This is a genomic window from Streptomyces sp. NRRL S-87 (assembly GCF_000719335.1).
Classification (GTDB): Bacteria; Actinomycetota; Actinomycetes; order Streptomycetales; family Streptomycetaceae; genus Streptomyces.
In genome coordinates, this window is record NZ_JOGB01000003.1 from 284,782 (window position 1) to 311,630 (window position 26,849).

Below are 26,849 nucleotides of genomic sequence, written 5' to 3' on the forward strand. Positions count from 1 at the left end.
GCGTGCCGGACGTACGGGCGTCGAGGGGTCGAGGGGCGCCGGCGGGAGCCGGTTGTCGGCGGGCCCGGATAACCTCGTAAACGTGTCGTCCCTTGCGCTGTACCGCCGCTATCGCCCCGAGTCGTTCGCCGAGGTCATCGGGCAGGAGCATGTCACTGCACCCCTGATGCAGGCCCTGCGGAACAACCGGGTGAACCACGCGTACCTGTTCAGCGGTCCGCGCGGCTGCGGAAAGACGACCAGTGCGCGCATCCTGGCCCGCTGCCTGAACTGTGAGCAAGGTCCCACCCCCACCCCCTGCGGGGAGTGCCAGTCCTGCCGCGACCTGGCGCGCAACGGACCGGGCTCGATCGACGTGATCGAGATCGACGCGGCCTCACACGGCGGTGTGGACGACGCCCGCGACCTGCGCGAGAAGGCCTTCTTCGGCCCCGCCGCCAGCCGCTACAAGATCTACATCATCGACGAGGCCCACATGGTCACGTCGGCCGGCTTCAACGCGCTGCTGAAGGTCGTCGAGGAGCCGCCGGAGCACCTCAAGTTCATCTTCGCCACGACGGAGCCGGAGAAGGTCATCGGGACCATCCGGTCCCGCACCCACCACTACCCGTTCCGGCTCGTGCCGCCCGGCACCCTGCGCGAGTACCTGGGCGAGGTCTGCGGTCGCGAGGGCATCCCCGTCGAGGACGGCGTGCTGCCGCTCGTGGTGCGCGCCGGTGCCGGATCCGTGCGCGACTCCATGTCCGTCATGGACCAGCTCCTCGCGGGCGCGGCCGAGGACGGTGTGACGTACGCCATGGCCACCTCCCTCCTCGGCTACACGGACGGCTCCCTGCTGGACGCCGTGGTGGACGCGTTCGCCGCCGGCGACGGCGCGGCCGCCTTCGAGGTGGTCGACCGGGTGATCGAGGGCGGGAACGACCCCCGCCGCTTCGTCGCCGACCTGCTGGAGCGGCTGCGCGACCTGGTGATCCTCGCCGCCGTGCCGGACGCGGGCGAGAAGGGGCTCATCGACGCCCCCGCCGACGTCGTGGAGCGCATGCAGGCCCAGGCGTCGGTGTTCGGCGCCGCCGAGCTCAGCCGGGCGGCGGACCTCGTCAACGCCGGGCTGACCGAGATGCGCGGCGCCACCTCGCCCCGCCTGCAGCTGGAGCTGATCTGCGCGCGCGTGCTGCTGCCCGCCACCTACGACGACGAGCGCTCCGTGCAGGCCCGCCTCGACCGCCTCGAGCGCGGCGGCGCCGCCGCCGCGGCCTTCGCGGCACCCGGTGGCGCGCCCGCGATGGCGTACGTCCCCGGGCCCGAGGCCCACGGCATGGCCCCGCTCCCGCCCGGCGGCGGGGCGGCCGCGGCCCGTGCGGCGGTGCGCGGCGCCCCCGCGACCCCCGCGACGCCCGCCCCCCCGACCCCGGTCCCCGAGCCCGTAGCCGCCGCCCCGGCGCCGGAGCCCGCCGCGGCCCAGGCCGCGCCGGGCGCCTGGCCCGGTGCCGCCCAGCCCGGGTCCGCCCCGCTCCCGCAGGCGCAGCCCCCGGCCCCGGAGCCGACCGCGGCCCAGGCCCCCGCCGGCGCCTGGCCGACCGCGCAGAGCGCCCCCGCCCAGCCCGCCGCCCCGGCCCAGCCCGCTCCCGGCGCCTGGCCCGGCGCGGCCCAGCCGGGCTCCGGCGGCCCGGCGCGCGGGGCCTGGCCCAGTGCCGCCCAGCCCGGTACGGGCGCCCCCGCGCAGCCCGCCCCGCCCGCGCAGGCCGCCGCCCCGGCCGCCGCCGCGCAGCCCGCGGCCGCCGCGCCGTCCGCCGCCATGGTCCAGGGCGCCGGCCAGGTGCAGGCGATGTGGCCGGGCGTCCTGGAGGCCGTCAAGAACCGCCGCCGCTTCACGTGGATCCTGCTGAGCCAGAACGCGCAGGTCGTCGGCTTCGACGGCAGCACCCTCCAGCTCGGCTTCCCCAACCCCGGAGCCCGGGACAACTTCTCCAGCAGCGGCAGCGAGGACGTCCTCAAGGCGGTCCTGGCCGAGCAGTTCCAGGTCAACTGGAAGATCGACGCCGTGGTCGGCGGCGCCCCGGCCGCCCCCGCCGGACCGTCGTACGGCGCCCCGGCCCCGCAGCGGGCGTACGCGCCGCCGGCGGCCCCCACCCCCGTCCAGCAGCCTGCCGCCCCGGCCGCGCCCCAGGTCCCGCAGGCCCCGCCCGGCCCGCAGGGCGCCGCACCCCCGCAGCCGGCCGCCCCGGTCCCGGTCGCCCCCGAGGACGACGTGCCGGAGGAGGACGACCCCGACCTGGTGGAGAGCGCGCTCACGGGCCACGAGCTGATCGTGCGGGAGCTCGGCGCCACGGTGGTGGAGGAATACACGAACGAGTAGCGGCCCGGCCTTGGGTGCCCGCACAAAGATCGCGGGGCCGGGCGGGCTAGGCTGCCTCCCGTGAAGGTCCTCGTCATCGGCGGCGGCGCCCGCGAACATGCCCTGTGCCGCTCTCTGTCCCTCGATCCCGACGTCACCGCGCTGCACTGCGCCCCCGGCAACGCCGGAATCGCGGAAGTGGCGGAGCTGCACCCCGTCGACGCGCTCGACGGCGCCGACGTGGCCCGCCTCGCGGCGGAGCTCGGCGTCGACCTGGTCGTGGTCGGCCCCGAGGCGCCGCTGGTCGCCGGGGTGGCCGACGCCGTGCGCGCGGCCGGCATCGCGGTCTTCGGCCCGTCCGCCGAGGCGGCCCGGCTGGAGGGCTCGAAGGCCTTCGCCAAGGACGTCATGGCCGGCGCCGGCGTGCCGACGGCCCGCAGTTACGTCTGCACCACCCCGGAGGAGGTCGACGAGGCCCTCGACGCCTTCGGTGCCCCCTACGTCGTCAAGGACGACGGCCTGGCCGCCGGCAAGGGCGTGGTCGTCACCTCCGACCTGGCCGCAGCCCGCGAGCACGCGCTGGCCTGCGAGCGGGTCGTCATCGAGGAGTACCTCGACGGCCCCGAGGTCTCGCTGTTCGCGATCACCGACGGCACCACCGTCCTGCCGCTCCAGCCCGCCCAGGACTTCAAGCGCGCCCTCGACGGCGACGAGGGCCCGAACACCGGCGGCATGGGCGCGTACTCGCCGCTGCCCTGGGCCGACCCGAAGCTGGTCGACGAGGTCATGGAGACCGTCCTCCAGCCGACCGTCGACGAGCTGCGGCGCCGCGGCACGCCGTTCTCCGGCCTGCTCTACGCCGGTCTGGCGATCACCAGCCGCGGCGTGCGGGTGATCGAGTTCAACGCCCGCTTCGGCGACCCCGAGACCCAGGTCGTGCTGGCCCGGCTGAAGACGCCGCTGGCGGGCGTCCTGATGAACGCGGCCCGGGGCACCCTCGACGCGCAGGCGCCCCTCAACTGGCGCTCCGACGCGGCCGTCACGGTCGTCATCGCCTCCCACAACTACCCGGGCACGCCCCGCACGGGCGACCCGATCGAAGGCCTGGCGGAGGTCGCCGCCGAGGACGCCCCGCACGCGTACGTCCTGCACGCCGGCACCCGCTCCGAGGGCGGCCAGGTCCTCAGCGCGGGCGGCCGCGTGCTGTCCGTGACCGCGACCGGTTCCGACCTGGCGCAGGCCCGGGACCGGGCGTATAAGGCCGTCGGCCGGATCCGCCTCGACGGCTCCCAGCACCGCACGGACATCGCGCTGAAGGCGGCCGAAGGCCGCTGACCCCGCCGCGGGGACACCCGGGGCCCGGAGCGTGCACGGCGCGCCCGGGCCCTCGGTGTTCGACCGCCGGTTCGACTGCATCCGGCCGCCTTCGAACGCATCCAGCTTTACCCAAAGCCATTCCATCGGGTGAGCAATCGCCTATCCGGCTGACGGACACCCGAGCCCCAACTAGGGTGCCGCGCAAGGATTCCGGCACTTGGCCCACCGGCATTGCGATGTCGGTGGCGGGTGCCACGCTGGGGGAGTGAGCAAAGCCGCCGCAGGGCAGAAGCCGCAGGGCAGAGGGGGTGACGTCCGGTCGTGTCCGGAACCGCAATGGGTATCGAGGTGGGCGCGCTGACCGCGCGGTCCCGCGCCGCCGCCGTGCTGCGCCTGCGCAGCCGGGCGCTGGCCGTCGCGCTGCTGCCCGCCGCCGTCGCGGTGGTGCTGGTGGCCGCCCGCCAGACCGGCAGACTGGCCGGGGACACCTGGTCCGCCGTGACCCTCGTCGTGGGCGCCGTGGCGGGGCTGGTGCTGCTGCTCGCCGGAGCGTTCGGGGCCGTGGTGCTGCGCGCCGGCCCCGCGACGACGCCGACCGTCCCGGTCTCCGAGGCGGCCGCGCCCGACCTCTACCGCCTCGTGCGCGACCTGGCCGAGCGGCTGGAGGTCCCGCCCCCTTCGGCGATAGCGCTGACCCCCGACTGCGACAGCTGGCTGGAGGACCGTACGCACGCCACGCAGCGGCGCGGCGCGGCCGGCGACCCCGCCCCGCGCACGCAGGAGGCGGGCTTCGCCGCCGCGCCGGTCCTGGTGATCGGCTCGCCCTTCCTGTGGTGGATGCGGGTGGCGGAGCTGCGTGCCGTCCTCGCGCCCGTGGTGGCGGGCACCGGCCCCTCGGCCGACCCGGACATAGCCGGGGCCCGGCGGTTCGTCCGCGGGCTCGACGCGGCCGTGGACGTGGGCCGGCGGCCCGGCCTCGGGTGGGTGGCCCGGCTCGGCCGGCTGCTGCTCGGGCTGTGCCGCGCGGACGCCACCGAGATGGAGCGCGGGGTGGCCGCGGCCGCCTCCGAGCGCGCGCAGACCGTGGACTACGGGCTGCGCATCGTCGCCCAGGAGCAGGTTGGCCTCGCCTACGCGGGCTGGGACCGGCTGCTGACGCGGGTGGCACTGCCCGCCTGGCGGATGGGCCGCTGGCCCTCCCGGTTGGACGCGGGCGTGGTCTCCGCCCTCACCGAACTGTCCCGGCGCGACCGACTGGCCGAGGGCTTCGCCTCCCGGCTGGGCGAGCGGCCGGCCTGCGACCTGCTGGAGGAGCCCGGCCTCGTGGACGAGGCCGCCTCGCTGCTGGCCGCGCGGCTCTTCCACGGCGGCCCGGCCGAGCCCGGCCCCGACTGGTCGCCGGTGGACTGGGCGGCGTACCCGGAGGAGGTCGTCGACCGCAAGTGGCGCACCGAGGCCGCCCGCCTGCACCGCGCCCTGGACGCCCTCGCCCTGCCGGCCGGGTACGGGCCCGCTCCGACCACCCTCGCACCGCCCGCCCCCGCCCCGGGCGCGTCGGCCGCCCCGCAGGGTCCGAACGGGCCGGACGCCCAGGACGCCCCGGCCCCGGCCCCCGCGGCTGCGGACCCGACCGCCGCCGCGCCCCCCGCACCGGCGCCCGACGCCCTGCACGGCCCCACCCTGGAGCGGGTGTTCCTCTCCCTCGCCGTCGGCCAGGCCGAGGACCTGGCCGCCCGGCTCAGCGCCGACGCCGCCCGCGACGAGCGGCCGGCCGCCACCCCCGGCCGCCGCGGCGGCTCCGACGAGCTGCCCCTCTTCCCGCTCCAGCCGCCCCGCTCCGGCCGGGACCTGCTGGCCGACCACGTCACGGCCATGGTGTGCTGCGCGGCCGTCGACACCGCCGGGGCCGCCCCCGGCCTCGACTGGCTCGACGGACCCGCCCTCCTCGTCGGGGGCGCCCGCCGCACCGACCTCACCCCGCGGGTGCTGTCCCTCGTCGAGGACGGCGATCCGGACCCGCTGCGTTCCTGGCTCGCCGAGCTCGGGGTGCGCCCCGAGAAGCCCGTGCGCCTGGTCTGAAAACGCCCCCTTTCCCCCGGTCCGACCGGACCGGTATGTTCCGCTCACGTCAATCCGCGACAAACGGTGACGGAGTGCGTGCGTAATGTGATGTGCTGGGACCAGTCGCGGACCACCCGCGGCAGACCGGCGGACGGCACACACACGCACACGGCGGGCGGGACCGACCCCGCGCGCGTCCGGGGGGCGAGGGAGGGGAGCAGCGCATGGGCGAGGCGGACCAGACCGAGGGCCGGCTCCGCGACGGCGGCGGGTCCGCGCGGGCCGACGGCCCGGCGGGCCCCGGGACGCCGCCCCCGATCCGGCGGTGGGAGTCGGGCGCCCTCGCGCACGCGGTCACGGACCCCTTCGGGCAGGGCCCGCTCCCCTGGTTCCGCGGCAGCGAGGTCTACTTCGACGACACCGGCCAGGTCGTCCCCTGGTACGTCGACCCCGCGGCGGCCCCCGGCCAGGTCCCGGCCCCCCGCGCGGGCGCCGGCGGCCCCCGCAGCGCCGACGACGTGCACCGCCAGATCAAGGGCTTCGCCTCCACCGGAGCGGTCGCCCCGGGCGAGGCCATCGACTTCCACATCACCGTCGACCCGCCCCAGCAGTTCTCCGTGGACGTCTACCGGATCGGCCACTACGGCGGGGACGGCGCCGCGAAGATCACCACCAGCCCGCGGCTGTCCGGCATCGTCCAGCCCGCCCCGCTCACCGCCGACCGCACCGTCTCCTGCCACCACTGGTGGCTCTCGTGGCGCCTCCAGGTCCCCTCGTACTGGAACCTCGGCGCGTACGTCGCCGTGCTGACCACCGCCGACGGCTACCGCTCCCACATCCCCTTCACGGTCCGCGACGACCACCCCGCCGACCTGCTCCTGCTGCTCCCCGACATCACGTGGCAGGCCTACAACCTGTACCCCGAGGACGGCCGCACCGGCGCCAGCCTCTACCACGCCTGGGACGAGCAGGGCCGGCTCCTCGGCGAGCAGGACGCGGCCATCACCGTCTCCTTCGACCGCCCGTACGCGGGCGCCGGCCTGCCCCTGCACGTCGGCCACGCCTACGACTTCATCCGCTGGGCCGAGCGGTACGGCTACGACCTCGCCTACGCCGACACGCGCGACCTGCACGCCGGCCGCGTGGACCCCACCCGCTACCGGGGCCTGGTCTTCCCCGGCCACGACGAGTACTGGTCCGTCCCGATGCGGCGCACCGTCGAGGCGGCCCGCGCGCACGGCACGTCCCTGGTCTTCCTCTCGGCGAACACCATGTACTGGCAGGTGGAGCTCTCCCCGTCCCCCTCCGGCGTCCCGGACCGGCTGCTGACGTGCCGAAAACGCCGGGGCCCGGGCAGACCCGCGCTCTGGCGCGAGGTGGACCGGCCCGAACAGCAGCTGCTGGGCATCCAGTACGCCGGCCGGGTCCCGGAGCCGGCCCCGCTGGTGGTCCGCAACGCCTCGCACTGGCTGTGGGACGCCACCGGCGCCGACGAGGGCGACGAAATCGCCGGCCTGGTCGCGGGCGAGGCCGACCGGTACTTCCCGCGCACCCAACTCCCCGAGCACGAGGGCCGCATCCTCCTCGCCCACTCCCCCTACCCGGACGGGGACGGGGCGCTGCGGCACCAGGAGACCTCCCTGTACCGGGCTCCGAGCGGCGCGCTGGTCTTCGCCTCCGGCACCTTCGCGTGGTCGCCCGCCCTCGACCGGCCCGGCCACGTCGACGAGCGGATCCAGCGGGCCACGGCCAACCTCCTCGACCGGATCTGCAAGCGCGACTGAGGCGCGCGACGCGGGACGCGGGCCGACCCCGGGAACGGAGCACGCCCCTCCGTACGCGAGAATCGGTGTGCCCTCATACAGAACCACAGGGAGACACCGTGTCCGGATTCGTCGAAAAGCCCGAGCCGGTTCAGGTCCCGGGCCTGGTCCACCTCCACACCGGCAAGGTCCGCGAGCTCTACCGCAACGAGGCGGGCGACCTGGTGATGGTGGCCAGCGACCGCATGTCCGCGTACGACTGGGTGCTCCCGACCGAGATCCCGGACAAGGGCCGGGTCCTCACCCAGCTCTCCCTGTGGTGGTTCGACCAGCTCGCGGACATCGTCCCGAACCACGTCATCTCCACCGAGCTGCCCGAGGGCGCCCCCGCCGACTGGGCCGGCCGCACCCTGGTCTGCCAGTCGCTGAACATGGTCCCGGTCGAGTGCGTGGCCCGCGGCTACCTCACCGGCTCGGGCCTGGCCGAGTACCGGCAGACCCGCACGGTCTGCGGACTCGCCCTGCCCGAGGGCCTCGTGGACGGCTCCGAGCTGCCCGCGCCGATCTTCACCCCGGCCACCAAGGCCGCGGTCGGCGAGCACGACGAGAACGTCTCGTACGAGGAGGTGGCCCGCCAGGTCGGCGCCGAGACCGCCGCCCTGCTGCGCCAGACCACGCTCGCCGTCTACGGCCGGGCCCGGGACATCGCGCGCGAGCGCGGGATCATCCTGGCGGACACCAAGTTCGAGTTCGGCTTCGCCGCCGACGGCGGGACCCTGGTCGCCGCCGACGAGGTCCTCACCCCGGACTCCTCCCGCTTCTGGCCGGCCGACCAGTGGCAGCCGGGCCGCGCGCAGCCCTCGTACGACAAGCAGTTCGTCCGTGACTGGCTGACCGGCGAGTCCGGCTGGGACCGCACGGGCGAGGAGCCGCCGCCGGCCCTGCCGCAGCACGTCGTCGACGCCACCCGCGCCAAGTACGTCGAGGCGTACGAGCTGCTCACCGGCGCCCCCTGGAACTTCTGAGCCCGGACGACCCGCCCGGCCCCGCCCCCCGCACCCCCGCGGGGGGAGGGGGGGCGGCGCACATCGGACGGGGCCCTCGAACACGACGGGGCCCTCGAACACGACGGGGCCCTCGAACACGAAGAAGGCCCCGGTCGTGATGACCGGGGCCTTCCCTCTGAGCGGACGACGAGATTCGAACTCGCGACCCTCACCTTGGCAAGGTGATGCTCTACCAACTGAGCCACGTCCGCATGCGCCGTAGCGCGAGACCTACTATACCCAACCTTTGAGGCGGGCGAGACGCACTGCCGCGTGCCGGTTCTCCGCACCCAGCTTCGCGGCCGCCGACGAGAGGTAGTTGCGCACGGTCCCCGGCGAGAGGGCGGCGCGCTCGGCGATCTCCGTGACCGGCGCACCGTCCGCCGCGAGTTCGAGGAGCTCGGCCTCGCGGGCGGTCAGCGGCGAGTCGCCCGTGCTGATCGCGTCGGCCGCCAACTCCGGGTCCACGTACCGCCCTCCGGCGTGCACGGTCCTGATGATCTCGGCCAGTCGCTGCGCCGAGACGGTCTTCGGGACGAAGCCCCGCACTCCGGCCGCCAGGGCCCGCTTCAGGTAGCCGGGCCGCCCGTGACTGGTCACGATCATGGTCCGGCAGTCCGGGAGTTCGGCCCGCAGGGATGTGGCGACGCTCACACCGTCCGCCCCCGGCATCTGGAGGTCGAGCACGGCCACGTCCGGCTCGTGGGCCCGCGCCATCGCCAGCGCCTCCGGCCCCGAGGCGGCCTCGGCGACCACCAGCAGGTCGTCCTCGAGGCCCAGCAGGGCCGCCAGCGCGCCCCGGATCAGGTGCTCGTCGTCGGCCAGCAGGATCCGTACGACCGCCCCGCTCGCGCCCCCGCCCGCGCCCCCGCTCATGCCCCGCCCCCGTTCACGCCCGCACCGCGCCCCGAATCCGTACCCGTACCGCGCCTCATGCCCCGGCCCCTTCTCCGGCCACCGCCACCGCCACCGCCCCCGCCCCGGTCCCCGCCGTCGCCGGCACCGTCGCCGTCAGCCGGAACCGGCCGCCCGCCACCGGCCCGGCCTCCAGGGTGCCGCCCAGCACCGCCAGCCGCTCCCGCAGCCCCGCGAGCCCCGACCCGGGTGTGCCCGAAGGCGTCTGCGGCGCCCCGTCGTTCTCGATCTCCAGCACCGCGGGGGCCGCCCCGGCCCCGCCCGTGAGGCGGATCAGGCAGTCGCGCGCGTCCCCGTGCCGCAGCACGTTCGTCGTCGCCTCCCGCACCACCCAGCCGAGCGCGGACTGCACCGCGGCCGGCAGCCCGCCGCCCGCCGAGCCGTCCACCCGGCAGTCGATCCCGGCGGCCGCGAGCACCCCGCGGGCGCCCTCCAGTTCCACGGCCAGGTCGACGCCCCGGTAGCCGCGCACCACTTCCCGCACCTCCCGCTGCGACTCGCGCGCGATCCGCTGCACCTCCACCATCTGGTCCACGGCCTCCGGGCGTTCGCGCCGGGCCAGCTGGACGGCGAGCTCGCTCTTGAGCGCGATCACCGCGAGGTTGCGGCCCAGCACGTCGTGCAGGTCGCGCCCGAAGCGCAGCCGCTCCTCGGCGACCGCCAGCCGGGCGCGCAGCTCCCGCGAGTGGTCCAGCTCCCACACGACCCGGATCAGCCAGGCGGAGAACCCGGAGGTGACGGCGAAGAACGCGGCGACGAGCAGCGCCGCGACGCCGTACCCGACGGCCTCCCAGGACCGGCCGGCGGACAGCACCGCGACCGCCGTCCCGGCCGCGGCCCCGAGCACCGCGTACACCGTCTCGCGCACCCGGCGCAGGCACACCACCAGCGCGAGGACTCCGAAGCCCACCGGACCGATCACCAGTGTGGGCAGGATCCGCTCGTCCTCGACCAGGTCGCCGGCCGCCAGCCCGAGGGCGGCGGCCGGGACGGCGGCGGTCAGGGCGACGAGCGCCGCCACGGCGCGCACCGGCAGCCCGCCCCGCCCGGCGACCCATGCCAGGCCGCGGCTCGACACCACACCCACCAGGGCCGCGTGGCAGCAGATCAGTACGTCCAGCAGGAGCTCGGCCGGGCCGAAGCCGGAGCGGACGCCGACCGCCGCGCCCGCGACCGTCAGCACCTCCGTCACGGCGAAGAACACGTACGAACCCCGTGTGTAGAGCTCCACCTTCGACGCGCTGCCGCGCCCCTGCCACCACCCCGTCAGCCTGGACATGCCGGCCCCTTCCCCCGATCCCCTCAGCGCCGCGGCTCCCAGCGGAACCAGCGCCGCACCGCGTCCCCCGTGATGATCGCCCAGACGAGCGTGAGGACCGCCGCCTGCACCAGGTTCCCGGCCCCGGCCGTGCCGAGCCAGCCCGCGCGGACGAACTCCATGGCCCCGCTGAACGGCAGCAGGTCGCAGACGTCGCCGACCGCGTCCGGCAGCGCCTCGCGCGGCACCAGCATCCCGGAGCCCGTCACGGCCGCCAGGAACAGCGGCAGGGTGCTGAGGCCCGCGGTCTCCACGGTCCGCGTGACGGCCGAGGTCAGTGCCGCCAGCCCGGCCGACAGCGCGGCGACGGCCAGGATCCCGAGGAGCAGCAGGTCCGGCCGCCGGGGCGCCGGTACGTCGAGCAGGGCCGGGCCGCCGACCGTGAGGACCGCGCACTGGGCGAGGGCGATGACGGCGGCGGGCAGGGCCGCCCCGACGAGGACCTCGGTGTCCGTGGGCTCGCCGGTGCGCAGCCTCTTGAGGACCAGCTCCTCGCGGCGCGCGGTGTAGGTGGCGGTCAGGCCCGTGTAGAGGACCAGCACCAGGATCAGGCCGGTGCCGCCGACGAGGGTGGCCGCCCCGGCGCCCATCGGCAGGTCCGCGGCGTCCATGCCGGTGACGGCCGAGCGCAGCAGGAACAGCATCGCGGCGGGCATGAGCAGGGCGAGGGCGAGGCTGTTGCGGTTGCGGCCGAGCAGGGTGAGCTCGGCCCGGCCGAGCGCGGCCAGGCGCGCCCCGCTGGGTGCCGTCCCTCGGGGCCGGCGGCTTTCGGCGGTGGCGGGGCGGCTCATCGGACACCTTCCGGGGTGTGGTCGGCGATCTCCAGGAACGCCTCTTCCAGGGACGGGGAGCGGGCGTCGAGCCGGTCCAGCACCGTGCCGGAGTCGGCCGCCCAGCGCAGGAGTTCGCCGAGGGTCTCCTGCAGGGTGGTGGTACGGATCTCCACCCGCGGGCCGTCGGCCGCCGCCCGCAGCGCGAGCGGCAGCCGCGCCGCGGGCACGTCCGGGGGCAGCCGGAACCGGATCCGGGCCGGCCGGGAGGCGGTCACCTCGCCCGGGGTGCCGGCGAGGACGAGCTCGCCGGCGTGCAGGATGGCGAGCCGGTCCGCGAGCTGTTCGGCCTCTTCGAGGTAGTGGGTGGTGAGCAGCACGGTGGTGCCCTCGTCGCGCAGCTCCCGGACGAGGTCCCACGTGTCGCGGCGGCCCTCGGGGTCCATGCCGGACGTCGGTTCGTCGAGGAAGAGCACCTCGGGGCGGCCCAGCAGGGCGAGCGCGAGGTCGAGCCTTCGCCGTTCGCCTCCGGAAAGCTGCTTCACGCGGACGGCGGCCCGGCGGCCGAGTCCGACCCGCTCGACGACCTCCGTGCGCCGCCCGGCGCCGGTCGGCCCGCGGGCGCCGGTGGTGCAGCCGGCCCACATGCGGACGGTCTCGGCGACGGTGAGGTCGGCGGGGAAGCCGCCCTCCTGGAGCATGACGCCGGTGCGCGGGCGGACCTCCGCGCGGCGGGCGTACGGGTCGAGGCCGAGGACGCGGACGGTGCCGGCGCTGGGCCGGGCCAGGCCTTCGAGGAGTTCGACGGTGGAGGTCTTGCCGGCGCCGTTCGTGCCGAGCAGGGCGAAGACCTCGCCGCGGGCGACGGAGAAGGAGACGCCGCGGACGGCGTCGAAGCCGCCCGCGTAGGTGCGGCGCAGGGCGTCGGCGGTGACGACGTGGTCGGTGCCGGGGCGTTCGGGTGCGGTGGAGGTCATGCCTCCAGGTTTCCGGCGCCCCGGTGCGGCGGGCAGTGCGTGATGTCACCGGCCCTCCTGACATTTGTCAGGGTCGGTGGGAACGCGGGCCGCGGGTCGGGGAATCCCGTACGGGGAAACGCAGAAGGCCCGGTCGATGACCGGGCCTTCTTCCTGAGCGGACGACGAGATTCGAACTCGCGACCCTCACCTTGGCAAGGTGATGCTCTACCAACTGAGCCACGTCCGCATGCCTCCGACCGGCTTTCACCGGGCGGTGCGAGCACCACTCTACCCGATCCACCGAAGTGGTTGGTAAAGAGATGCAGAGCGGGTGACAGGAATCGCACACTGCGCCTTCCCCCTGGAAGGGGGATGTTCTGCTACTGAACTACACCCGCACGACCTCGTGGGCTTCTGACCTGCGGTCTCGGCCCCTTCGGCGTGATCCACACACTAGCCGATCGCGAGGGGGGTTTGGCAAATCGCGGGGGTCGGGGCGGTGGCCCGGCGACCGCCGGCGGTCGCCGGCGGTCCTCAGTGGGCCTCGGTGTAGGCCTCGTACACCTTCTTGGGGATCCGGCCCCGCGGCGGTACGTCGAGCTGGTTGGACCGGGCCCAGGCGCGGACCACGGCCGGGTCGGGTGCCAGGGCGGTGTGCTTGAAGGTCTTGCCGGAGCGCGCCTGGCGGCGGCCGGCCGCCACGTACGGGGCGAGGCTCTCGCGCAGTTCCTTTGCGTTGGCAAGATTGAGGTCGATCTCGTACGACTTACCGTCAAGGCCGAAGACAACCGTTTCCGCCGCTTCTCCGCCATCGAGGTCGTCGGAGATCGTGACTACTACGCGCTGCGCCACGGATATCGGTCCCTTCGCGCGGCACCCGCCGTACTCACGCCGCTGTGACGTGCGGTGATGCCGACTGTATGGATGTTTCGGAACAATGCCGGTTTGTCGCTGAATCCCTGAGGATTCCTTTGTACCGCGATTCCCAATGCATTGTGAAGCCCAGTTAATTGTGCTGGCGTGTCCCACCGCAATCCTGTACGGGAGGTTTTCCGGGCGATTTTGTGAAGTGTTGGTGCGGGCGAAACGTGCCACCCGGACGGCCCCGCGGATATCTACCCGCGTAGAAATTTCGGGCGGGTACGCTGAAGGAACCGCCGCACCAACCATCCATCGGGAGTGCCCGTGGCACGCGTCGTAGTCGACGTCATGCTCAAGCCGGAGATCCTCGACCCCCAGGGCCAGGCGGTGCAGCGTGCACTGCCGCGCCTGGGCTTCAAGGGGATCGCCGACGTCCGCCAGGGGAAGCGCTTCGAGCTCGAGGTGGAGGGACCTGTCGACCAGGCCGCCCTCGACCGCATCCACGAGATGGCCGAAACGTTCCTCGCCAACACCGTCATCGAAGACTTCACCGTGAAGGTCGAGGACTGACGGTGACCACTCGCATCGGAGTCGTCACGTTCCCCGGAACGCTCGACGACCGTGACTCGCTCCGTGCCGTCCGCCTCGCGGGCGCCGAGCCGGTCTCGCTCTGGCACCGCGACAAGGACCTGCACCAGGTCGACGCGGTCGTCCTCGCGGGCGGCTTCTCCTACGGCGACTACCTGCGCGCGGGAGCCATCTCCCGCTTCTCGCCGGTCATGGAGACGATCATCGAGCAGGCGAAGGCGGGCATGCCCGTCCTCGGCATCTGCAACGGCTTCCAGGTCCTCACCGAGGCCCACCTGCTGCCGGGCGCGATGCTGCGCAACAACCACCTGCACTTCATCTGCCGCGACCAGAAGCTCCGCGTCGAGAACGCCGGGACCGCCTGGACCGGCGACTACGAGCAGGGCGAGGAGATCTCGATCCCGCTCAAGAACATGGACGGCCGCTACGTCGCCGACCGGCGCACCCTGGACGAACTGGAGGGCGAGGGCCGCGTGGCCTTCCGCTACCTCGACTTCAACCCCAACGGGTCGCTGAACGACATCGCCGGCATCACCAACGCGGCGGGCAACGTCGTCGGCCTGATGCCGCACCCCGAGCACGCGGTCGAGCCGCTGGTCGGGACGGGCCGCACCGACGGCCTGCCGTTCTTCACCTCGGTCCTGAAGAAGCTGGTAAGCGCATGAGCCTCGACACCGTCAAGAACGCGACCGAGACCCCCGACGCCTCCCAGCCGTGGCAGGAGCTCGGCCTCAAGGAGGACGAGTACGCCCGGATCCGCGAGATCCTGGGCCGTCGCCCCACCGGTGCCGAGCTCGCCATGTACTCGGTCATGTGGTCGGAGCACTGCTCGTACAAGAGCAGCAAGGTCCACCTGAAGCAGTTCGGCGAGAAGGCCCCGGAGAACGACGCCATGCTCGTCGGCATCGGCGAGAACGCCGGCGTCGTCGACGTCGGCCAGGGCTACGCGGTCACCTTCAAGGTCGAGTCGCACAACCACCCCTCGTACATCGAGCCGTACCAGGGCGCGGCCACCGGCGTCGGCGGCATCGTCCGCGACATCCTCGCGATGGGCGCCCGCCCGGTCGCCGTCGTCGACCCGCTGCGCTTCGGCGCGGCCGACCACCCCGACACCAAGCGCGTCCTGCCGGGCGTCGTCGCGGGCATCGGCGGCTACGGCAACTGCCTGGGCCTGCCCAACATCGGCGGCGAGGTCGTCTTCGACGCCTGCTACCAGGGCAACCCGCTGGTCAACGCCGGCTGCATCGGCGTCATGAAGCACGAGGACATCCACCTCGCCAAGGCCTCCGGCCCCGGCAACAAGGTCATCCTCTACGGCGCCCGCACCGGCGGCGACGGCATCGGCGGCGTCTCGGTCCTCGCGTCCGAGACCTTCGACGACACCAAGCCCACCAAGCGCCCCGCCGTCCAGGTCGGCGACCCCTTCCAGGAGAAGCTCCTCATCGAGTGCACCCTGGAGATCTTCAAGGAGAAGCTGGTCGCGGGCATCCAGGACCTCGGCGGCGCCGGGCTGTCCTGCGCCACCTCCGAGCTGGCCTCGGCCGGTTCCGGCGGCATGCGCGTCGAGCTCGACACGGTCCCGCTGCGTGACGCGACGCTCTCGCCCGAGGAGATCCTCATGAGCGAGTCGCAGGAACGCATGTGCGCGATCGTCGAGCCGCAGCACGTCGACCGCTTCATGGAGATCTGCGAGAAGTGGGACGTCATCGCCACCGTCATCGGTGAGGTGACCGACGGCGAGCGCCTGGAGATCTTCTGGCACGGCGAGCAGATCGTGGACGTGCCCCCGGGCACCGTCGCCCACGAGGGCCCGGTCTACCACCGCCCGTACGCCCGTCCGGACTGGCAGGACGCCCTCCAGGCCGACGACGCGAACAAGCTGCCCCGCCCGCAGACCTCCGCCGAGCTCCGCGAGCAGGTCCTCGCCCTGGTCTCGTCGCCGAACCAGGCCTCGAAGTCCTGGGTCACCGACCAGTACGACCGCTTCGTGCAGGGCAACACCGTCCTGGCGCAGCCCGAGGACGCCGGCATGGTCCGCATCGACGAGGAGACCAACCTCGGCGTGGCCATGGCGACCGACGGCAACGGCCGCTACGCCAAGCTCGACCCGTACACCGGCGCGCAGCTGGCCCTCGCGGAGGCGTACCGCAACGTCGCCGCCACGGGTGCCAAGCCGCTGGCCGTGTCGGACTGCCTGAACTTCGGTTCCCCCGAGGACCCGGGTGTCATGTGGCAGTTCGCCGAGGCCACCCGCGGTCTCGCGGACGGCTGCCTGGAGCTGGGCACGCCCGTCACCGGCGGCAACGTGTCCCTGTACAACCAGACCGGCGAGACGGCGATCCACCCCACCCCCGTGGTGGCGGTCCTCGGTGTCATCGACGACGTCACCCGGCGCACGCCGATGGCGTTCAAGGAGGAGGGCCAGCTGCTGTACCTCCTCGGTGACACCCGCGAGGAGTTCGGCGGCTCGGCCTGGTCCCAGGTCGTCCACGACCACCTCGGCGGCCTGCCGCCCCAGGTGGACCTGGGCCGCGAGAAGCTGCTCGCCGAGATCCTGATCTCGGCCTCGCGCGACGGCATGGTCGACGCCGCCCACGACCTCTCCGACGGCGGTGTCGTCCAGGCGCTGACCGAGTCCTGCCTGCGCGGCGGCAACGGCGCGCGCGTGGTGGTCCCGGAGGGTCTGGACGCCTTCACCTTCCTCTTCTCCGAGTCCGCGGGCCGCGCGATCGTGGCCGTCCCGCGCAGCGAGGAGCTCCGCTTCACCGACATGTGCGGCGCCCGGGGCCTCCCGGCCACCCGCATCGGCGTCGTGGACGGCGAGGAGATCGAGGTCCAGGGCGAGTTCAGCATCCCGCTGGCCGAGCTCCGCGAGGCCCACGAGGCGACCATCCCGGCCCTCCTGGCCTGACCGGCAGGCACCGGACGCCCCCGGCCGGGCCGGATCCCGTACTCCCGTACGGTGTCCGGCCCGGCCAGTACGCTCGGCCGTATGCCGACTCCTCGCAAGCCCCGGGCCCGCAGCTACGACCCCGCGAAGACCAGGGCGGCGGTGCGCGCCCAGTTCGCGCACGTGGCCGCGGCCGTCGGGGAGTTGACCGAGGACCAGCTCGCCCTGCCCGCCGGGCTGGGCGGCTGGACCGTGCGCGACCTGGCCGCGCACATCGCCTGGGCGGTGGGCTCGCTGTCGGCGGCGGCCGCCCGGCCGCCGGCGGCGACGGCGGAAGTCACCGTGCAGAGCTGGCCGTTCGCCACCGAGCCGATCCGCGACCGGATCGAGGACGCGCACCGCAACAAGGAGGCCGAACCGCTGGCCGCGCTGTACGCGCGCACCGGCGAGCGGTTCTCCGAGCTGCTCGACGTGCTGCCCGGCGACCGGCTGCTCGGGCTGTGGATCGGCGGCATGACGGTCGCCGACTTCGTCGTGACGCGGGCCGTCGAGCTCGTCGTCCACACCGACGACCTCAACCGCGCCCTGGGCGGCGCGGTCCCGCTGGACCGGCAGGCCCTGGCCACCTGCGTACGGGTGCTCGCCGACGCCCTGGCCGTGAAGGCCCCGGGCGGCTCCGTCGAGGTCCGCGTCCCGCCCTTCGCCGTGGTGCAGTGCGTCGAGGGGCCCCGGCACACCCGCGGCACCCCGCCCAACGTCGTCGAGACCGATCCGCTCACGTGGATCCGGCTGGCCACCGGGCGGCTCGGCTGGGCCGAGGCGGTGGCCGGAGCCCGGGTCGGCGCCAGCGGCGAGAGGGCCGATCTGGAGGCGTTCCTGCCGGTGATGAGCTGATCCGACAAGCGGGGGAACCGGTTCGGGGCGAGTCCCGTCAGAGGGGCATGCGTACCCACCACGTGATCCTCGCGACCGCGGCCGCTGCCGCCACCCTCCTGCTGTCCGGCTGCGGGACCGCCACGTCCACGACGGAGGCGGACGCCAAGGGCAAGACGGTGGTCGACACCGCCGCCCGGCCCAAGTCCGCGCCGCTGACGGGCACCCGCTGGAACGTCACCGGCCTGCTCACGGGCAAGGCCGCCGCCTCGCTGCCGGCCGGCAGCGGCGGCAAGGCGTACCTCGTGATCGGCCAGGACGGCACGGCCCACGGCAGCACCGGATGCAACGACTTCCACACCACGGCCAAGACCACCGGCTCGACCATCCAGTTCGGCCCGATCGCCGCCACCGGCGCCTCCTGCACCGGCCCGTACGCCGACCTGGACGCGGCGGTGACGGGCGTGCTGAGCGGTCCCGTCACCTACGGCGTCCAGGCCGGCACGCTGACCCTGACCGGCGCCGAGGGCAAGGGCCTGCGCGCCACCGCGGAGTGATCCCGGGCGGGGCCCGCATCCGTGCGCAGGCCCCGCCGGCGGCGGACCGGTTCCGCGCGCAGGCCCCGCCGCGGACCGGCCAGCAGCCGCGGGCCCGGCCAGTAGCCGCGGACCGGCTAGTAGGGGAGGAGCCCGGCGTCGGTCTCCTCCCAGGCCGCCCGGAGCGCGGCCAGCCGGGCCGGCTCCAGGGCCGCCTTGTCGGCCTGCTCGCGGACGTCCCCGGCCAGGTCGAACAGCTGGTCCCGGCCGCCCTTGCCGCGGTAGTACTTCCAGTCGCCGCGGCGCAGCGCCCGTTCGCCGCGGACGCGCCAGAACAGGTCCCGCTCCGCGAGCTCCTGGCCCCGCAGCAGGTAGCCGGCCAGGCTCGTGCCGTCCAGAGGGTACGCCGGGTGCGGGCGGGCCCCGGCCAGTTCCAGCAGGGTGGCGGTCCAGTCCGGGCTGAACACCGGCTCGTGGCTGACCTGGCCGCCCTCGATCCGCGCGGGCCAGCGCAGGATCGTGGGCACCCGGATGCCGCCCTCCTGGAGGGAGGCCTTGTTGCCGGACAGCGGCCAGTTGTGGGAGAAGCGCTCGCCGCCGTTGTCGCTGGCGAAGAGGACCAGGGTGTCCCGCTCCCGGCCCGAGCGCCGCAGCGCGTCCAGCACCTCGCCGACGGACCGGTCGAGGTCCTCGACCATCTCCTTGTACTTCCCGATCGAGCCGCCGTCCTGGTGCCACAGCGCCCGGGCGTCGCCGGCCCGGATGCGGCGGACGATCTCGGCGCTCTCCGCCTCGTCGCCGTCGGCGATCCAGGGCCAGTGCGGGGTCGTGAAGTTCAGGTTCAGCAGCCAGGGCCGGTCGTGGTCGCGGGCGACGTACTCGCTGGCCCGCTCCGTGAGGATCCGGGTGTAGTAGCGCAGGTCCTTGTACGCCGCGTCGCCCTCGTACAGGTCGTACTCGCCGCCGAGCCCGAGCTTGGAGTAGTACTCCAGCGCGCCGCCGAAGTTGCCGAAGAACTCGTCCCAGCCCGACTTGGTGGGGCTGTAGTCGGGCAGGTAGCCGCAGTGCCACTTGCCGATCAGCGCGGTGGCGTAGCCGGCCCCGCGCAGCAGCGAGGCGAGCGTGGGGTGGGTGGGCTCCAGGCCGACCGAGCGGTCGGCGATGGGCTCGGCCAGGCCGCCCTTCGTCCGGCCCGGGTACCGGCCGGTGTAGAGGCTGAAGCGGGTCGGGGAGCAGGTCGCGGAGCCGGCGTAGGCGTCGGTGAAGCGCACGCCCTGGCGGGCGAGGCGGTCGAGGTTCGGGGTCGCGATGTGCGGGGAGCCGTACGCGGACAGGTCCGCCCAGCCGAGGTCGTCGCCGAGGATCACCAGGACGTTCGGGCGGCCGGAGCGGCGGTGGCGGGCGGCCCGGAAGGGGCGCTCGCCGGACCGCTCGTACGGGCCGTCCGAGGGGCCGGGAGCGGCGGTGGAACCGGGGGCCGCGGGGCCCCCGGCGGCCGTCGCCGGGGTGGTGGTCCCGAGGACGGCGGCGGTCGCGGCGGTGGCCCCGACGGCGCCGCCGAAGGCACGGCGGGACAGGGGCGAGTCAGAGGAAGACACGAAAGCTCCAAGGCGTAGCCGTCGTATCCCGCGCGCGGCGGGGCGCGGGACGGCGCGCGGCACGGCGGAGCGGGGCGGACGGAGGGAAAGCAGGGAAACCCGGGAAAGGGATAAAGAGTTGTGACTACGCGGAGCAGCGACAGATGGCGCTCGCGACACGGACCAGGTCGACGTGCCGGCGCTCGACGAGGGTGACGATCACGTCACCGAGAGGCTGCATGGAGCAGAGCCTCCGGTGGATCACTTGGATAAGTCAACAAGTGATCCGAATAGCGAGACGGAGGCACTCCGTCACCCTCTGTGCTGTGAGATTTCCCGGCCCTCCCGAATTCGGACCAGTGGTCGACGTCGCCTAGACTCGAGGTGTGCCTCGTGGTGATGGACGACTCAACCACGACCTGCTCCCCGGCGAGAAGGGCCCCCAGGACGCTTGCGGCGTCTTCGGTGTCTGGGCTCCGGGTGAAGAGGTCGCCAAGCTCACCTACTTCGGACTGTATGCACTGCAGCACCGCGGACAAGAATCCGCGGGCATCGCTGTGAGCAACGGTTCCCAGATCCTCGTCTTCAAGGACATGGGCCTCGTGTCCCAGGTCTTCGACGAAACCTCCCTCGGCTCCCTCCAGGGCCACATCGCGGTCGGTCACGCCCGCTACTCCACCACCGGAGCCTCGGTGTGGGAGAACGCGCAGCCGACCTTCCGTGCGACCGCCCACGGCTCTATCGCCCTGGGTCACAACGGCAACCTGGTGAACACCGCCGAACTCGCCGAGATGGTCGCGGACCTGCCCAAGCAGGACGGCCGCGCCACCCAGGTGGCGGCCACCAACGACACCGACCTCGTGACGGCCCTCCTGGCCGGCCAGGTCGATGCCGACGGCAAGCCGCTGACCATCGAGGAAGCCGCGGCCGCGGTCCTGCCCAAGGTCCGCGGAGCCTTCTCCCTCGTCTTCATGGACGAGGGCACCCTGTACTGCGCCCGCGACCCGCAGGGCATCCGCCCGCTGGTGCTGGGCCGCCTGGAGCGCGGCTGGGTCGTCGCCTCCGAGACCGCCGCGCTCGACATCTGCGGCGCCAGCTTCGTCCGCGAGGTCGAGCCGGGTGAGATCGTCGCCATCGACGAGAACGGTCTGCGCACCTCGCGATTCGCGGAAGCGAAGCCCAAGGGCTGCGTTTTCGAGTACGTGTACCTGGCCCGCCCGGACACGGACATCGCCGGTCGGAACGTGTACCTCTCGCGCGTCGAGATGGGCCGCCGCCTGGCCAAGGAAGCGCCGGTCGACGCCGACCTCGTGATAGCGACGCCGGAATCGGGTACCCCCGCCGCCGTCGGCTACGCCGAGGCCAGCGGCATCCCGTACGGCTCCGGCCTGGTGAAGAACGCCTACGTCGGCCGGACCTTCATCCAGCCGTCCCAGACGATCCGCCAGCTCGGCATCCGTCTGAAGCTGAACCCCCTCAAGGAAGTCATCAAGGGCAAGCGCCTGGTGGTCGTCGACGACTCGATCGTCCGCGGCAACACCCAGCGCGCCCTGGTCAAGATGCTCCGCGAGGCCGGCGCCGCCGAGGTCCACATCCGGATCTCCTCCCCGCCGGTGAAGTGGCCGTGCTTCTTCGGCATCGACTTCGCCACCCGCGCGGAGCTGATCGCCAACGGCATGTCGGTCGACGAGATCGGCAAGTCCCTCGGCGCGGACTCCCTCGCCTACATCTCGCTCGACGCGATGGTCGAGGCGACCACGATCCAGAAGCCGAACCTCTGCCGTGCCTGCTTCGACGGCGAGTACCCCATGGAGCTGCCCGACCCGGAGCTCCTGGGCAAGCAGCTGCTGGAGACCGAGCTGGCGGGCGGCACCGACGCCGCCGACGCGCTCCGTCGCCCGTAACCCCCCCACGCAGTACGACACGAAAGTTCTCAACCCCATGTCTGCTGAGTCCTTCGAGCCTGCTGCGCAGGCGGGCACCGGTGCCAGCTACGCGTCCGCGGGCGTCGACATCGAGGCGGGTGACCGTGCCGTCGAGCTGATGAAGGAGTGGGTGAAGAAGACCCAGCGCCCCGAGGTCCTCGGCGGCCTCGGCGGCTTCGCCGGCCTCTTCGACGCCTCCGCCCTCAAGCGCTACGAGCGGCCGCTGCTCGCCTCCGCCACCGACGGCGTCGGCACCAAGGTCGACATCGCCCGGCAGATGGGCGTGTACGACACCATCGGCCACGACCTGGTCGCGATGGTCATGGACGACATCGTCGTCTGCGGCGCCGAGCCGCTCTTCATGACCGACTACATCTGCGTGGGCAAGGTCCACCCGGAGCGGGTCGCCGCCATCGTCAAGGGCATCGCCGAGGGCTGCGTCCTGGCCGGCTGCGCCCTGGTCGGCGGCGAGACCGCCGAGCACCCGGGCCTGCTCGGACCGGACGACTTCGACGTCGCCGGTGCCGGCACCGGCGTGGTCGAGTACGACCGCCTGCTCGGTGCGGATCGCATCCGTACGGGGGACGCCGTCATCGCCATGGCGTCGTCCGGTCTTCACTCGAACGGGTACTCGCTGGTCCGGCACGTGCTCTTCGACCGCGCCGGGCTGGCCCTCGACCAGCAGGTCCCGGAGTTCGGCCGCACCCTCGGCGAGGAGCTGCTCGAGCCCACCAAGATCTACTCGCTGGACTGCCTGGCGCTCACCCGGACCACCGAGGTGCACGCGTTCTCGCACATCACCGGCGGCGGCCTCGCGGCGAACCTCGCCCGGGTCATCCCGGACCACCTGCACGCCACGGTCGACCGCACCACCTGGACCCCGGGTGCCGTGTTCGACCTGGTCGGCAAGGCCGGCCGGGTGGAGCAGCTGGAGCTGGAGCGGACCCTGAACATGGGCGTCGGCATGATGGCCGTGGTCCCGCAGGAGTCGGTCGAGGTCGCCCTGACCACGCTGGCCGACCGCGGCGTCGACGCCTGGGTGGCCGGCGAGATCACCGAGCGGGGCGAGCACACCGAGGGTGCCACCCTGACCGGGTCCTACGCGGGCTGAGACACATCGGCTGTGCTGCCCCCGGGCAGCACAGAACCCGGTCCGGGGCGCTGCCCTGGACCGGGTTCTGTGTTTGTGACGTTGTGTCGTGCGGGTGCGGTGAGCTGGGAGATCAGCCGTCAAGCACCGCGACGCTGCGACGACGGACCGGACTCTTCGTCCTCGTCCTCGTCGTCGTTGTACAGCTCCGCGTAGCGGGCGTACGGGTCGTCGTCCTCGTCCTCGTCTTCGAACGGCTCGCCGTTAGGCGGCTGGTTCGAAACCGGTTGCGAAGTCGATGCGCCCAGCTCGTTGGCCAGACGCGACAGGTCAGTCCCGCCGCTGCTGTACTTCAGCTGGCGGGCGACCTTCGTCTGCTTGGCCTTTGCCCGGCCGCGCCCCATGGCTCGACCCCCTCGGTGACGGGGCTCGACGGCCCCAGAGTCTTGACACGCGTTCATGATTCGGAACGGGCTCTCCGTGGAGAGACCGGTCCGTAGGGCTTCAACGGTACCTGCTTCCGCGGCCATACGGTACGTCGCCCGCATGACGCGCGCCGGAGCAGTACCGGCGAGTCGCCCCGTACTCGCTGGTCAGCTGCGATTTTAGCCCCTAATCGCGGCACGACCCGCCGAAGTGCAGTGAGTCATGTCTCGCTGCACTCCGGCGGGCCGCACTTGCGTCCGGGACCCGGGGCGCTACGCGGTGCGCGCGGCGCGGGCGTCGGCCATCCGCTGCTCGGCGATCCGGTCGGCCGCGGCGGCCGGCGGGATGCCGTCCGCCTTCGCGCGAGCAAAGATCTCCAGAGTGGTGTCGAAGATCTTCGTGGCCTTGACCTTGCAGCGGTCGAAGTCGAAGCCGTGCAGCTCGTCGGCCACCTGGATCACGCCGCCGGCGTTGACCACGTAGTCCGGGGCGTAGAGGATCCCGCGGTCGGCGAGGTCCTTCTCGATGCCCGGGTGGGCCAGCTGGTTGTTCGCCGCACCGCAGACGATCTTCGCGGTGAGCACCGGGACGGAGTCGTCGTTCAGGGCGCCGCCGAGCGCGCAGGGGGCGTAGATGTCCAGGCCCTCGGTGCGGATCAGCGCGTCGGTGTCCGCCACGGCCGTGACCTGCGGGTGCTTGTCGAGGATGCGCTGCACCGACTCCTGGCGGACGTCGGTGATGACGACCTCGGCGCCGTCCGAAAGCAGGTGCTCGACCAGGTAGTGGCCGACCTTGCCGACGCCCACGATGCCGACCTTGCGGCCGCGCAGGGTCGGGTCGCCCCAGACGTGCTGGGCGCTGGCCCGCATGCCCTGGAAGACGCCGTAGGCGGTGAGCACGGAGGAGTCGCCGGCGCCGCCGTTCTCGGGGGAGCGGCCGGTGGCCCAGCGGGTGGTGCGGGACACGACGTCCATGTCCGCGACGTACGTGCCGACGTCGCAGGCGGTCACGTAGCGGCCGCCCAGGGAGTCCACGAACCGGCCGTACGCGAGGAGCAGGTCCTCGGTCTTGATCAGCTCGGGGTCACCGATGATGACGGCCTTGCCGCCACCGTGGTCGAGACCGGCGAGCGCGTTCTTGTACGACATGCCGCGCGAGAGGTTCAGCGCGTCGAGCACCGCCTCCTCGTCGGAGGCGTACGCGTGGAAACGCGTGCCGCCGAGGGCCGGGCCCAGGGCGGTGTTGTGGATGGCGATGACGGCTTTGAGGCCCGTGGCTCGGTCCTGGCACAGCACGACTTGCTCGTGGCCGCCCTGCTCCGTGCGGAACAGGGTGTGCAGGACGCCGTCGGTCATTTCGGTCACGGTGGTGACTCCCATAGAGATGCGGCGGGGGGCCCTCCTATGGGTGGGGAGGGCGTGTAGGAGCAGGGTAAGACCAAAGGGGCCACCCGAAGGGCCCAGTGCCCGAGATCACCCTCCGGCGGAGTACCGGGGCCGGTTCCCGGCCGCGCGCGGAGTACGCGGGCGCGCGGCCGGGGAGTACGAAGGCGTGACCGAATCCTCCGAGTCCCGGGCGCCCTCCGCGCGGTCGGCGCTGACCGTCCCGTACGCCTCCTACCTGCGCGTGTACGAGCCCCTGGGGGCCTTCCCGGAGCCCGAGCGCACGCACTGGTCGCAGTACGCGCGGCGCCCGGAGATCCCGTCGTACCAGGACGAACTGCGCCGCGCCCTGGCGGACTTGGTGCCGGTGCCGCCGGTGGGGGTGCCGGTGCACGAGAGCGCGGACGCGTTCGTGGCCGAGGTGGACGGGGTGCTGCTGGTGTGTCCCTGGCGGACCCGGCTGCGGGCCTGGCTGGCGCTGGCGGAGCTGGCCGGGGCCGGTCCGGGCGGTTCCGGGGGGCAGTTCCCGGCGCCGGTGCTGGACGGGGCGCTGCCGCCGGTGGTGCGGGTGCAGGCGGCCGCGGACTACGAGCGCTGGCGGGAGCGGAACCCGGACGCCCGCCCGTGGATCCGGTCCGCGGTGTGGCAGGTGCCACTGCGCTGGTTCGTGCTTTTCACGGACGATGAGCGCGAGTACGTTCCGGGGGAGCGGCTGCGGTACCGGGCGCCGATGGTGCAGGGCCGGCGGCGGCTGGCCCGGGCACTGCGGACGCTGCGCGGGGCCGAGGGCTACGCGGCGCTGGCCGAGGGGCTGGTGGACGTGGGCCGCTGGCTCGAGGAGTTCCACCCGGGCTCGATGATCGAGCTCGACTACGGCGGTCTCGTGCACGGGGTGCCGGAGGACCGGCTGGCCGGGGACCGGTCGGCCGCCGACCTCGCCGGCGGGCTGGCGGCGCTGCGGGAGGGCGACGCGGCGGCCGCCGAGGAGGCGTACGAGCTGCTGGCCACGCGCTGGCGGGCGGTCCGGGAGCGGCTGTTCGCGAACTGACGGGCGGGGTGCGTAAAGGGGTCCTTACGGAACTCGGGAGGTCGGTCCGGGACCTACGTCCCGATCCGGGCCATTGGCCCAAGCGTGACGGACCGCACTAACTACACCCTTGCGCCGTTCCCCTACCCTCGTGCCAAAATAGGACAAGGAGTCCGGGGAGGGTTCCTTCCGCCCAAGAATGGGCGGAATGCTTGGTATTGCACACTATGGGGGGTGAGATGGCCCCCGATTGCGCTGTGACTGATCGTCACTGTCAGGTGACTGTCCGTTATGGGTGGGTCCATCGGCTTCCGTCGCGGATGAACACCTCAGAGGGCAATTCCATCGGTTTGGCCGACGTGGCTGGACAGATGGTGTAGTTGTAGTGCCGAGGACAAGCCGTTCGTCCTATAACCGACTCGGCCCGCGTATGTCCATTTCGGGCAACGCGGGCCAAGGTGCAGAATTTAGAGGAAAGAACCGAGATTGGTTCGGTTCTCCCGAGGAGGCCGCTCATGACCGCTCGCACCCCTGATGCCGAGCCGCTGCTGACCCCGGCTGAGGTCGCCACCATGTTCCGCGTGGACCCGAAGACGGTCACCCGCTGGGCCAAGGCTGGCAAGCTCACGTCCATCCGCACCCTGGGTGGGCACCGCCGCTACCGCGAGGCTGAGGTCCGCGCCCTGCTGGCGGGAATTCCGCAGCAGCGCAGCGAGGCCTGAGTTACCGCCCCAGTAACACAGCACCCCGTTTTACCGGGACTTAATCGGGTCCCCCAACCCGATTGACCCACACAGCTCCATACGACGGGACCTGCCCCAACAGGTCCTCAGCCCCTGCTCGGCAGGTGTGAAGTCGTCCGATCGCGCTGGACTCCGCCGGGTCCAGCGCGATCTTTTTTGTGCCCCGCGCCGGCGGCCGCGGCCAGGTGCCATTGCACATACAAAATCGACGCGACGTAGGGGCGCCATAAGTGCCCTGGTTCCAAAAACTCATGTGGTGACACCTGTCACATCAGTTGCCCCTTGTCATTCCGGCATTGGCCCCGTAAAGGGACTCCTCGGTCGAGACCGGTCATGCGGACGGGGGACTTTTGCGCCGACCTTACGGAATTGTCCATTCCACTTTCGGGTGACGTCGAAACACGCGGGGCGTGAGAGGCGCACGAAATCTTTCCGCGCGCCCCCCGA

General features: G+C 73.2%; 23 protein-coding genes and 3 tRNA genes. 14 read left to right on the top strand and 12 right to left on the bottom strand.

Features of this window, described 5'->3' with window-relative positions; all coding sequences use genetic code 11:
- Positions 1–82 precede the first annotated feature (82 nt).
- The 5 genes from IF43_RS0103520 to IF43_RS0103540 all read left to right on the top strand — a co-directional run bounded on the left by IF43_RS0103520 (position 83) and on the right by IF43_RS0103540 (position 8,501).
- A complete protein-coding gene (locus IF43_RS0103520; RefSeq protein WP_030193583.1) occupies positions 83–2,356 on the top strand; it encodes a DNA polymerase III subunit gamma and tau in 2,274 nt (757 codons plus the stop codon).
- A gap of 60 nt (positions 2,357–2,416) precedes the next feature.
- Positions 2,417–3,670: a phosphoribosylamine--glycine ligase gene (gene purD, locus IF43_RS0103525; RefSeq protein WP_030193586.1), complete on the top strand. Its 1,254-nt coding sequence runs from the start codon at positions 2,417–2,419 to the stop codon at positions 3,668–3,670.
- A gap of 318 nt (positions 3,671–3,988) precedes the next feature.
- Positions 3,989–5,731: a membrane protein gene (locus tag IF43_RS0103530; RefSeq protein WP_030193589.1), complete on the top strand. Its 1,743-nt coding sequence runs from the start codon at positions 3,989–3,991 to the stop codon at positions 5,729–5,731.
- Positions 5,732–5,937: 206 nt separating this feature from the next.
- Complete coding sequence (locus tag IF43_RS0103535) at positions 5,938–7,497, top strand: N,N-dimethylformamidase beta subunit family domain-containing protein (protein WP_234331923.1); 1,560 nt, start codon at positions 5,938–5,940, stop codon at positions 7,495–7,497.
- 98 nt (positions 7,498–7,595) lie between these two features.
- Positions 7,596–8,501, top strand: coding sequence for a phosphoribosylaminoimidazolesuccinocarboxamide synthase (locus tag IF43_RS0103540; RefSeq protein ID WP_030193595.1), 906 nt, complete (start codon positions 7,596–7,598; stop codon positions 8,499–8,501).
- A 160-nt stretch (positions 8,502–8,661) separates the two neighbouring features.
- Here IF43_RS0103540 and IF43_RS0103545 read toward each other — a convergent pair.
- The 8 genes from IF43_RS0103545 to IF43_RS0103580 all read right to left on the bottom strand — a co-directional run bounded on the left by IF43_RS0103545 (position 8,662) and on the right by IF43_RS0103580 (position 13,336).
- Positions 8,662–8,734 (bottom strand) — tRNA-Gly (locus IF43_RS0103545).
- A 22-nt stretch (positions 8,735–8,756) separates the two neighbouring features.
- Positions 8,757–9,398 (bottom strand): response regulator transcription factor, encoded by a 642-nt coding sequence (locus tag IF43_RS0103550; protein WP_030193597.1) that lies wholly within the window; start codon positions 9,396–9,398, stop codon positions 8,757–8,759.
- A gap of 55 nt (positions 9,399–9,453) precedes the next feature.
- The gene (locus IF43_RS0103555) at positions 9,454–10,716 is read right to left on the bottom strand and encodes a sensor histidine kinase (protein ID WP_030193600.1); all 1,263 of its coding nucleotides are present in this window, start codon (positions 10,714–10,716) and stop codon (positions 9,454–9,456) included.
- Between the two features lie 23 nt (positions 10,717–10,739).
- Positions 10,740–11,546 (bottom strand): ABC transporter permease, encoded by an 807-nt coding sequence (locus IF43_RS0103560; RefSeq protein ID WP_030193602.1) that lies wholly within the window; start codon positions 11,544–11,546, stop codon positions 10,740–10,742.
- Entirely contained in the window at positions 11,543–12,502 is a 960-nt protein-coding gene (locus IF43_RS0103565; RefSeq protein ID WP_030193605.1) for an ABC transporter ATP-binding protein, read from the bottom strand. Before IF43_RS0103565 ends, IF43_RS0103560 begins: the two co-directional genes overlap by 4 nt.
- A 156-nt stretch (positions 12,503–12,658) precedes the next feature.
- Positions 12,659–12,731 (bottom strand) — tRNA-Gly (locus tag IF43_RS0103570).
- Between the two features lie 79 nt (positions 12,732–12,810).
- Positions 12,811–12,882, bottom strand: a tRNA-Gly gene (locus IF43_RS0103575).
- A 136-nt stretch (positions 12,883–13,018) separates the two neighbouring features.
- Positions 13,019–13,336, bottom strand: coding sequence for an Lsr2 family protein (locus IF43_RS0103580; RefSeq protein ID WP_030193607.1), 318 nt, complete (start codon positions 13,334–13,336; stop codon positions 13,019–13,021).
- 327 nt (positions 13,337–13,663) lie between these two features.
- Between IF43_RS0103580 and purS the strand changes: the two genes are divergently transcribed.
- The 5 genes from purS to IF43_RS0103605 all read left to right on the top strand — a co-directional run bounded on the left by purS (position 13,664) and on the right by IF43_RS0103605 (position 18,253).
- Entirely contained in the window at positions 13,664–13,915 is a 252-nt protein-coding gene (gene purS / locus IF43_RS0103585; RefSeq protein ID WP_037887251.1) for a phosphoribosylformylglycinamidine synthase subunit PurS, read from the top strand.
- Between the two features lie 2 nt (positions 13,916–13,917).
- Entirely contained in the window at positions 13,918–14,598 is a 681-nt protein-coding gene (gene purQ, locus IF43_RS0103590) for a phosphoribosylformylglycinamidine synthase subunit PurQ (protein WP_030193612.1), read from the top strand.
- Complete coding sequence (purL, locus tag IF43_RS0103595) at positions 14,595–16,844, top strand: phosphoribosylformylglycinamidine synthase subunit PurL (protein WP_030193614.1); 2,250 nt, start codon at positions 14,595–14,597, stop codon at positions 16,842–16,844. Before purQ ends, purL begins: the two co-directional genes overlap by 4 nt.
- A gap of 81 nt (positions 16,845–16,925) precedes the next feature.
- Complete coding sequence (locus IF43_RS0103600; protein ID WP_030193616.1) at positions 16,926–17,717, top strand: maleylpyruvate isomerase family mycothiol-dependent enzyme; 792 nt, start codon at positions 16,926–16,928, stop codon at positions 17,715–17,717.
- Positions 17,718–17,764: 47 nt separating this feature from the next.
- The gene (locus IF43_RS0103605) at positions 17,765–18,253 is read left to right on the top strand and encodes an META domain-containing protein (protein ID WP_051794613.1); all 489 of its coding nucleotides are present in this window, start codon (positions 17,765–17,767) and stop codon (positions 18,251–18,253) included.
- A 116-nt stretch (positions 18,254–18,369) separates the two neighbouring features.
- Here IF43_RS0103605 and IF43_RS0103610 read toward each other — a convergent pair whose 3' ends face one another.
- Both IF43_RS0103610 and IF43_RS43660 read right to left on the bottom strand, forming a co-directional pair.
- On the bottom strand, positions 18,370–19,830 hold the full coding sequence (locus IF43_RS0103610; RefSeq protein ID WP_030193624.1) for a sulfatase-like hydrolase/transferase: 1,461 nt from the start codon (positions 19,828–19,830) through the stop codon (positions 18,370–18,372).
- 124 nt (positions 19,831–19,954) lie between these two features.
- Positions 19,955–20,050 carry a putative leader peptide gene (locus IF43_RS43660; RefSeq protein ID WP_324605081.1) on the bottom strand — a complete coding sequence of 32 codons (96 nt, stop codon included), beginning with the start codon at positions 20,048–20,050 and terminating at the stop codon, positions 19,955–19,957.
- Positions 20,051–20,195: 145 nt separating this feature from the next.
- Between IF43_RS43660 and purF the strand changes: the two genes are divergently transcribed.
- Positions 20,196–21,713, top strand: coding sequence for an amidophosphoribosyltransferase (gene purF, locus IF43_RS0103620; protein WP_030193627.1), 1,518 nt, complete (start codon positions 20,196–20,198; stop codon positions 21,711–21,713).
- Between the two features lie 37 nt (positions 21,714–21,750).
- Entirely contained in the window at positions 21,751–22,845 is a 1,095-nt protein-coding gene (gene purM / locus IF43_RS0103625) for a phosphoribosylformylglycinamidine cyclo-ligase (protein WP_030193630.1), read from the top strand.
- Positions 22,846–22,964: 119 nt separating this feature from the next.
- On the opposite strand, the gene IF43_RS0103630 is transcribed toward purM, so the two are convergent.
- Together IF43_RS0103630 and IF43_RS0103635 are read right to left on the bottom strand one after the other, a co-directional pair.
- The gene (locus tag IF43_RS0103630; protein WP_030193633.1) at positions 22,965–23,228 is read right to left on the bottom strand and encodes a DUF3073 domain-containing protein; all 264 of its coding nucleotides are present in this window, start codon (positions 23,226–23,228) and stop codon (positions 22,965–22,967) included.
- Between the two features lie 294 nt (positions 23,229–23,522).
- Positions 23,523–24,629 carry a Glu/Leu/Phe/Val dehydrogenase dimerization domain-containing protein gene (locus IF43_RS0103635; RefSeq protein WP_324605082.1) on the bottom strand — a complete coding sequence of 369 codons (1,107 nt, stop codon included), beginning with the start codon at positions 24,627–24,629 and terminating at the stop codon, positions 23,523–23,525.
- 172 nt (positions 24,630–24,801) lie between these two features.
- Between IF43_RS0103635 and IF43_RS0103640 the strand changes: the two genes are divergently transcribed.
- Both IF43_RS0103640 and bldC read left to right on the top strand, forming a co-directional pair.
- On the top strand, positions 24,802–25,680 hold the full coding sequence (locus IF43_RS0103640) for a hypothetical protein (RefSeq protein WP_234331924.1): 879 nt from the start codon (positions 24,802–24,804) through the stop codon (positions 25,678–25,680).
- Positions 25,681–26,174: 494 nt separating this feature from the next.
- The gene (gene bldC / locus IF43_RS0103645) at positions 26,175–26,381 is read left to right on the top strand and encodes a developmental transcriptional regulator BldC (protein ID WP_003949541.1); all 207 of its coding nucleotides are present in this window, start codon (positions 26,175–26,177) and stop codon (positions 26,379–26,381) included.
- Positions 26,382–26,849: the final 468 nt, after the last annotated feature.

Excerpts from the sequence above, each read along its gene's own strand:
- IF43_RS43660 (WP_324605081.1), bottom strand. The coding sequence starts at position 20,050 with ATGCAGCCTCTCGGTGACGTGATCGTCACCCTCGTCGAGCGCCGGCAC.
- IF43_RS0103550 (WP_030193597.1), bottom strand. The coding sequence starts at position 9,398 with ATGAGCGGGGGCGCGGGCGGGGGCGCGAGCGGGGCGGTCGTACGGATC.
- purL (WP_030193614.1), top strand. The coding sequence starts at position 14,595 with ATGAGCCTCGACACCGTCAAGAACGCGACCGAGACCCCCGACGCCTCC.
- IF43_RS0103605 (WP_051794613.1), top strand. The coding sequence starts at position 17,765 with ATGCGTACCCACCACGTGATCCTCGCGACCGCGGCCGCTGCCGCCACC.
- IF43_RS0103635 (WP_324605082.1), bottom strand. The coding sequence starts at position 24,629 with ATGGGAGTCACCACCGTGACCGAAATGACCGACGGCGTCCTGCACACC.
- IF43_RS0103530 (WP_030193589.1), top strand. The coding sequence starts at position 3,989 with ATGGGTATCGAGGTGGGCGCGCTGACCGCGCGGTCCCGCGCCGCCGCC.
- IF43_RS0103600 (WP_030193616.1), top strand. The coding sequence starts at position 16,926 with ATGCCGACTCCTCGCAAGCCCCGGGCCCGCAGCTACGACCCCGCGAAG.
- IF43_RS0103630 (WP_030193633.1), bottom strand. The coding sequence starts at position 23,228 with ATGGGGCGCGGCCGGGCAAAGGCCAAGCAGACGAAGGTCGCCCGCCAG.
- IF43_RS0103555 (WP_030193600.1), bottom strand. The coding sequence starts at position 10,716 with ATGTCCAGGCTGACGGGGTGGTGGCAGGGGCGCGGCAGCGCGTCGAAG.
- IF43_RS0103560 (WP_030193602.1), bottom strand. The coding sequence starts at position 11,546 with ATGAGCCGCCCCGCCACCGCCGAAAGCCGCCGGCCCCGAGGGACGGCA.
- bldC (WP_003949541.1), top strand. The coding sequence starts at position 26,175 with ATGACCGCTCGCACCCCTGATGCCGAGCCGCTGCTGACCCCGGCTGAG.
- IF43_RS0103535 (WP_234331923.1), top strand. The coding sequence starts at position 5,938 with ATGGGCGAGGCGGACCAGACCGAGGGCCGGCTCCGCGACGGCGGCGGG.
- purM (WP_030193630.1), top strand. The coding sequence starts at position 21,751 with ATGTCTGCTGAGTCCTTCGAGCCTGCTGCGCAGGCGGGCACCGGTGCC.
- IF43_RS0103565 (WP_030193605.1), bottom strand. The coding sequence starts at position 12,502 with ATGACCTCCACCGCACCCGAACGCCCCGGCACCGACCACGTCGTCACC.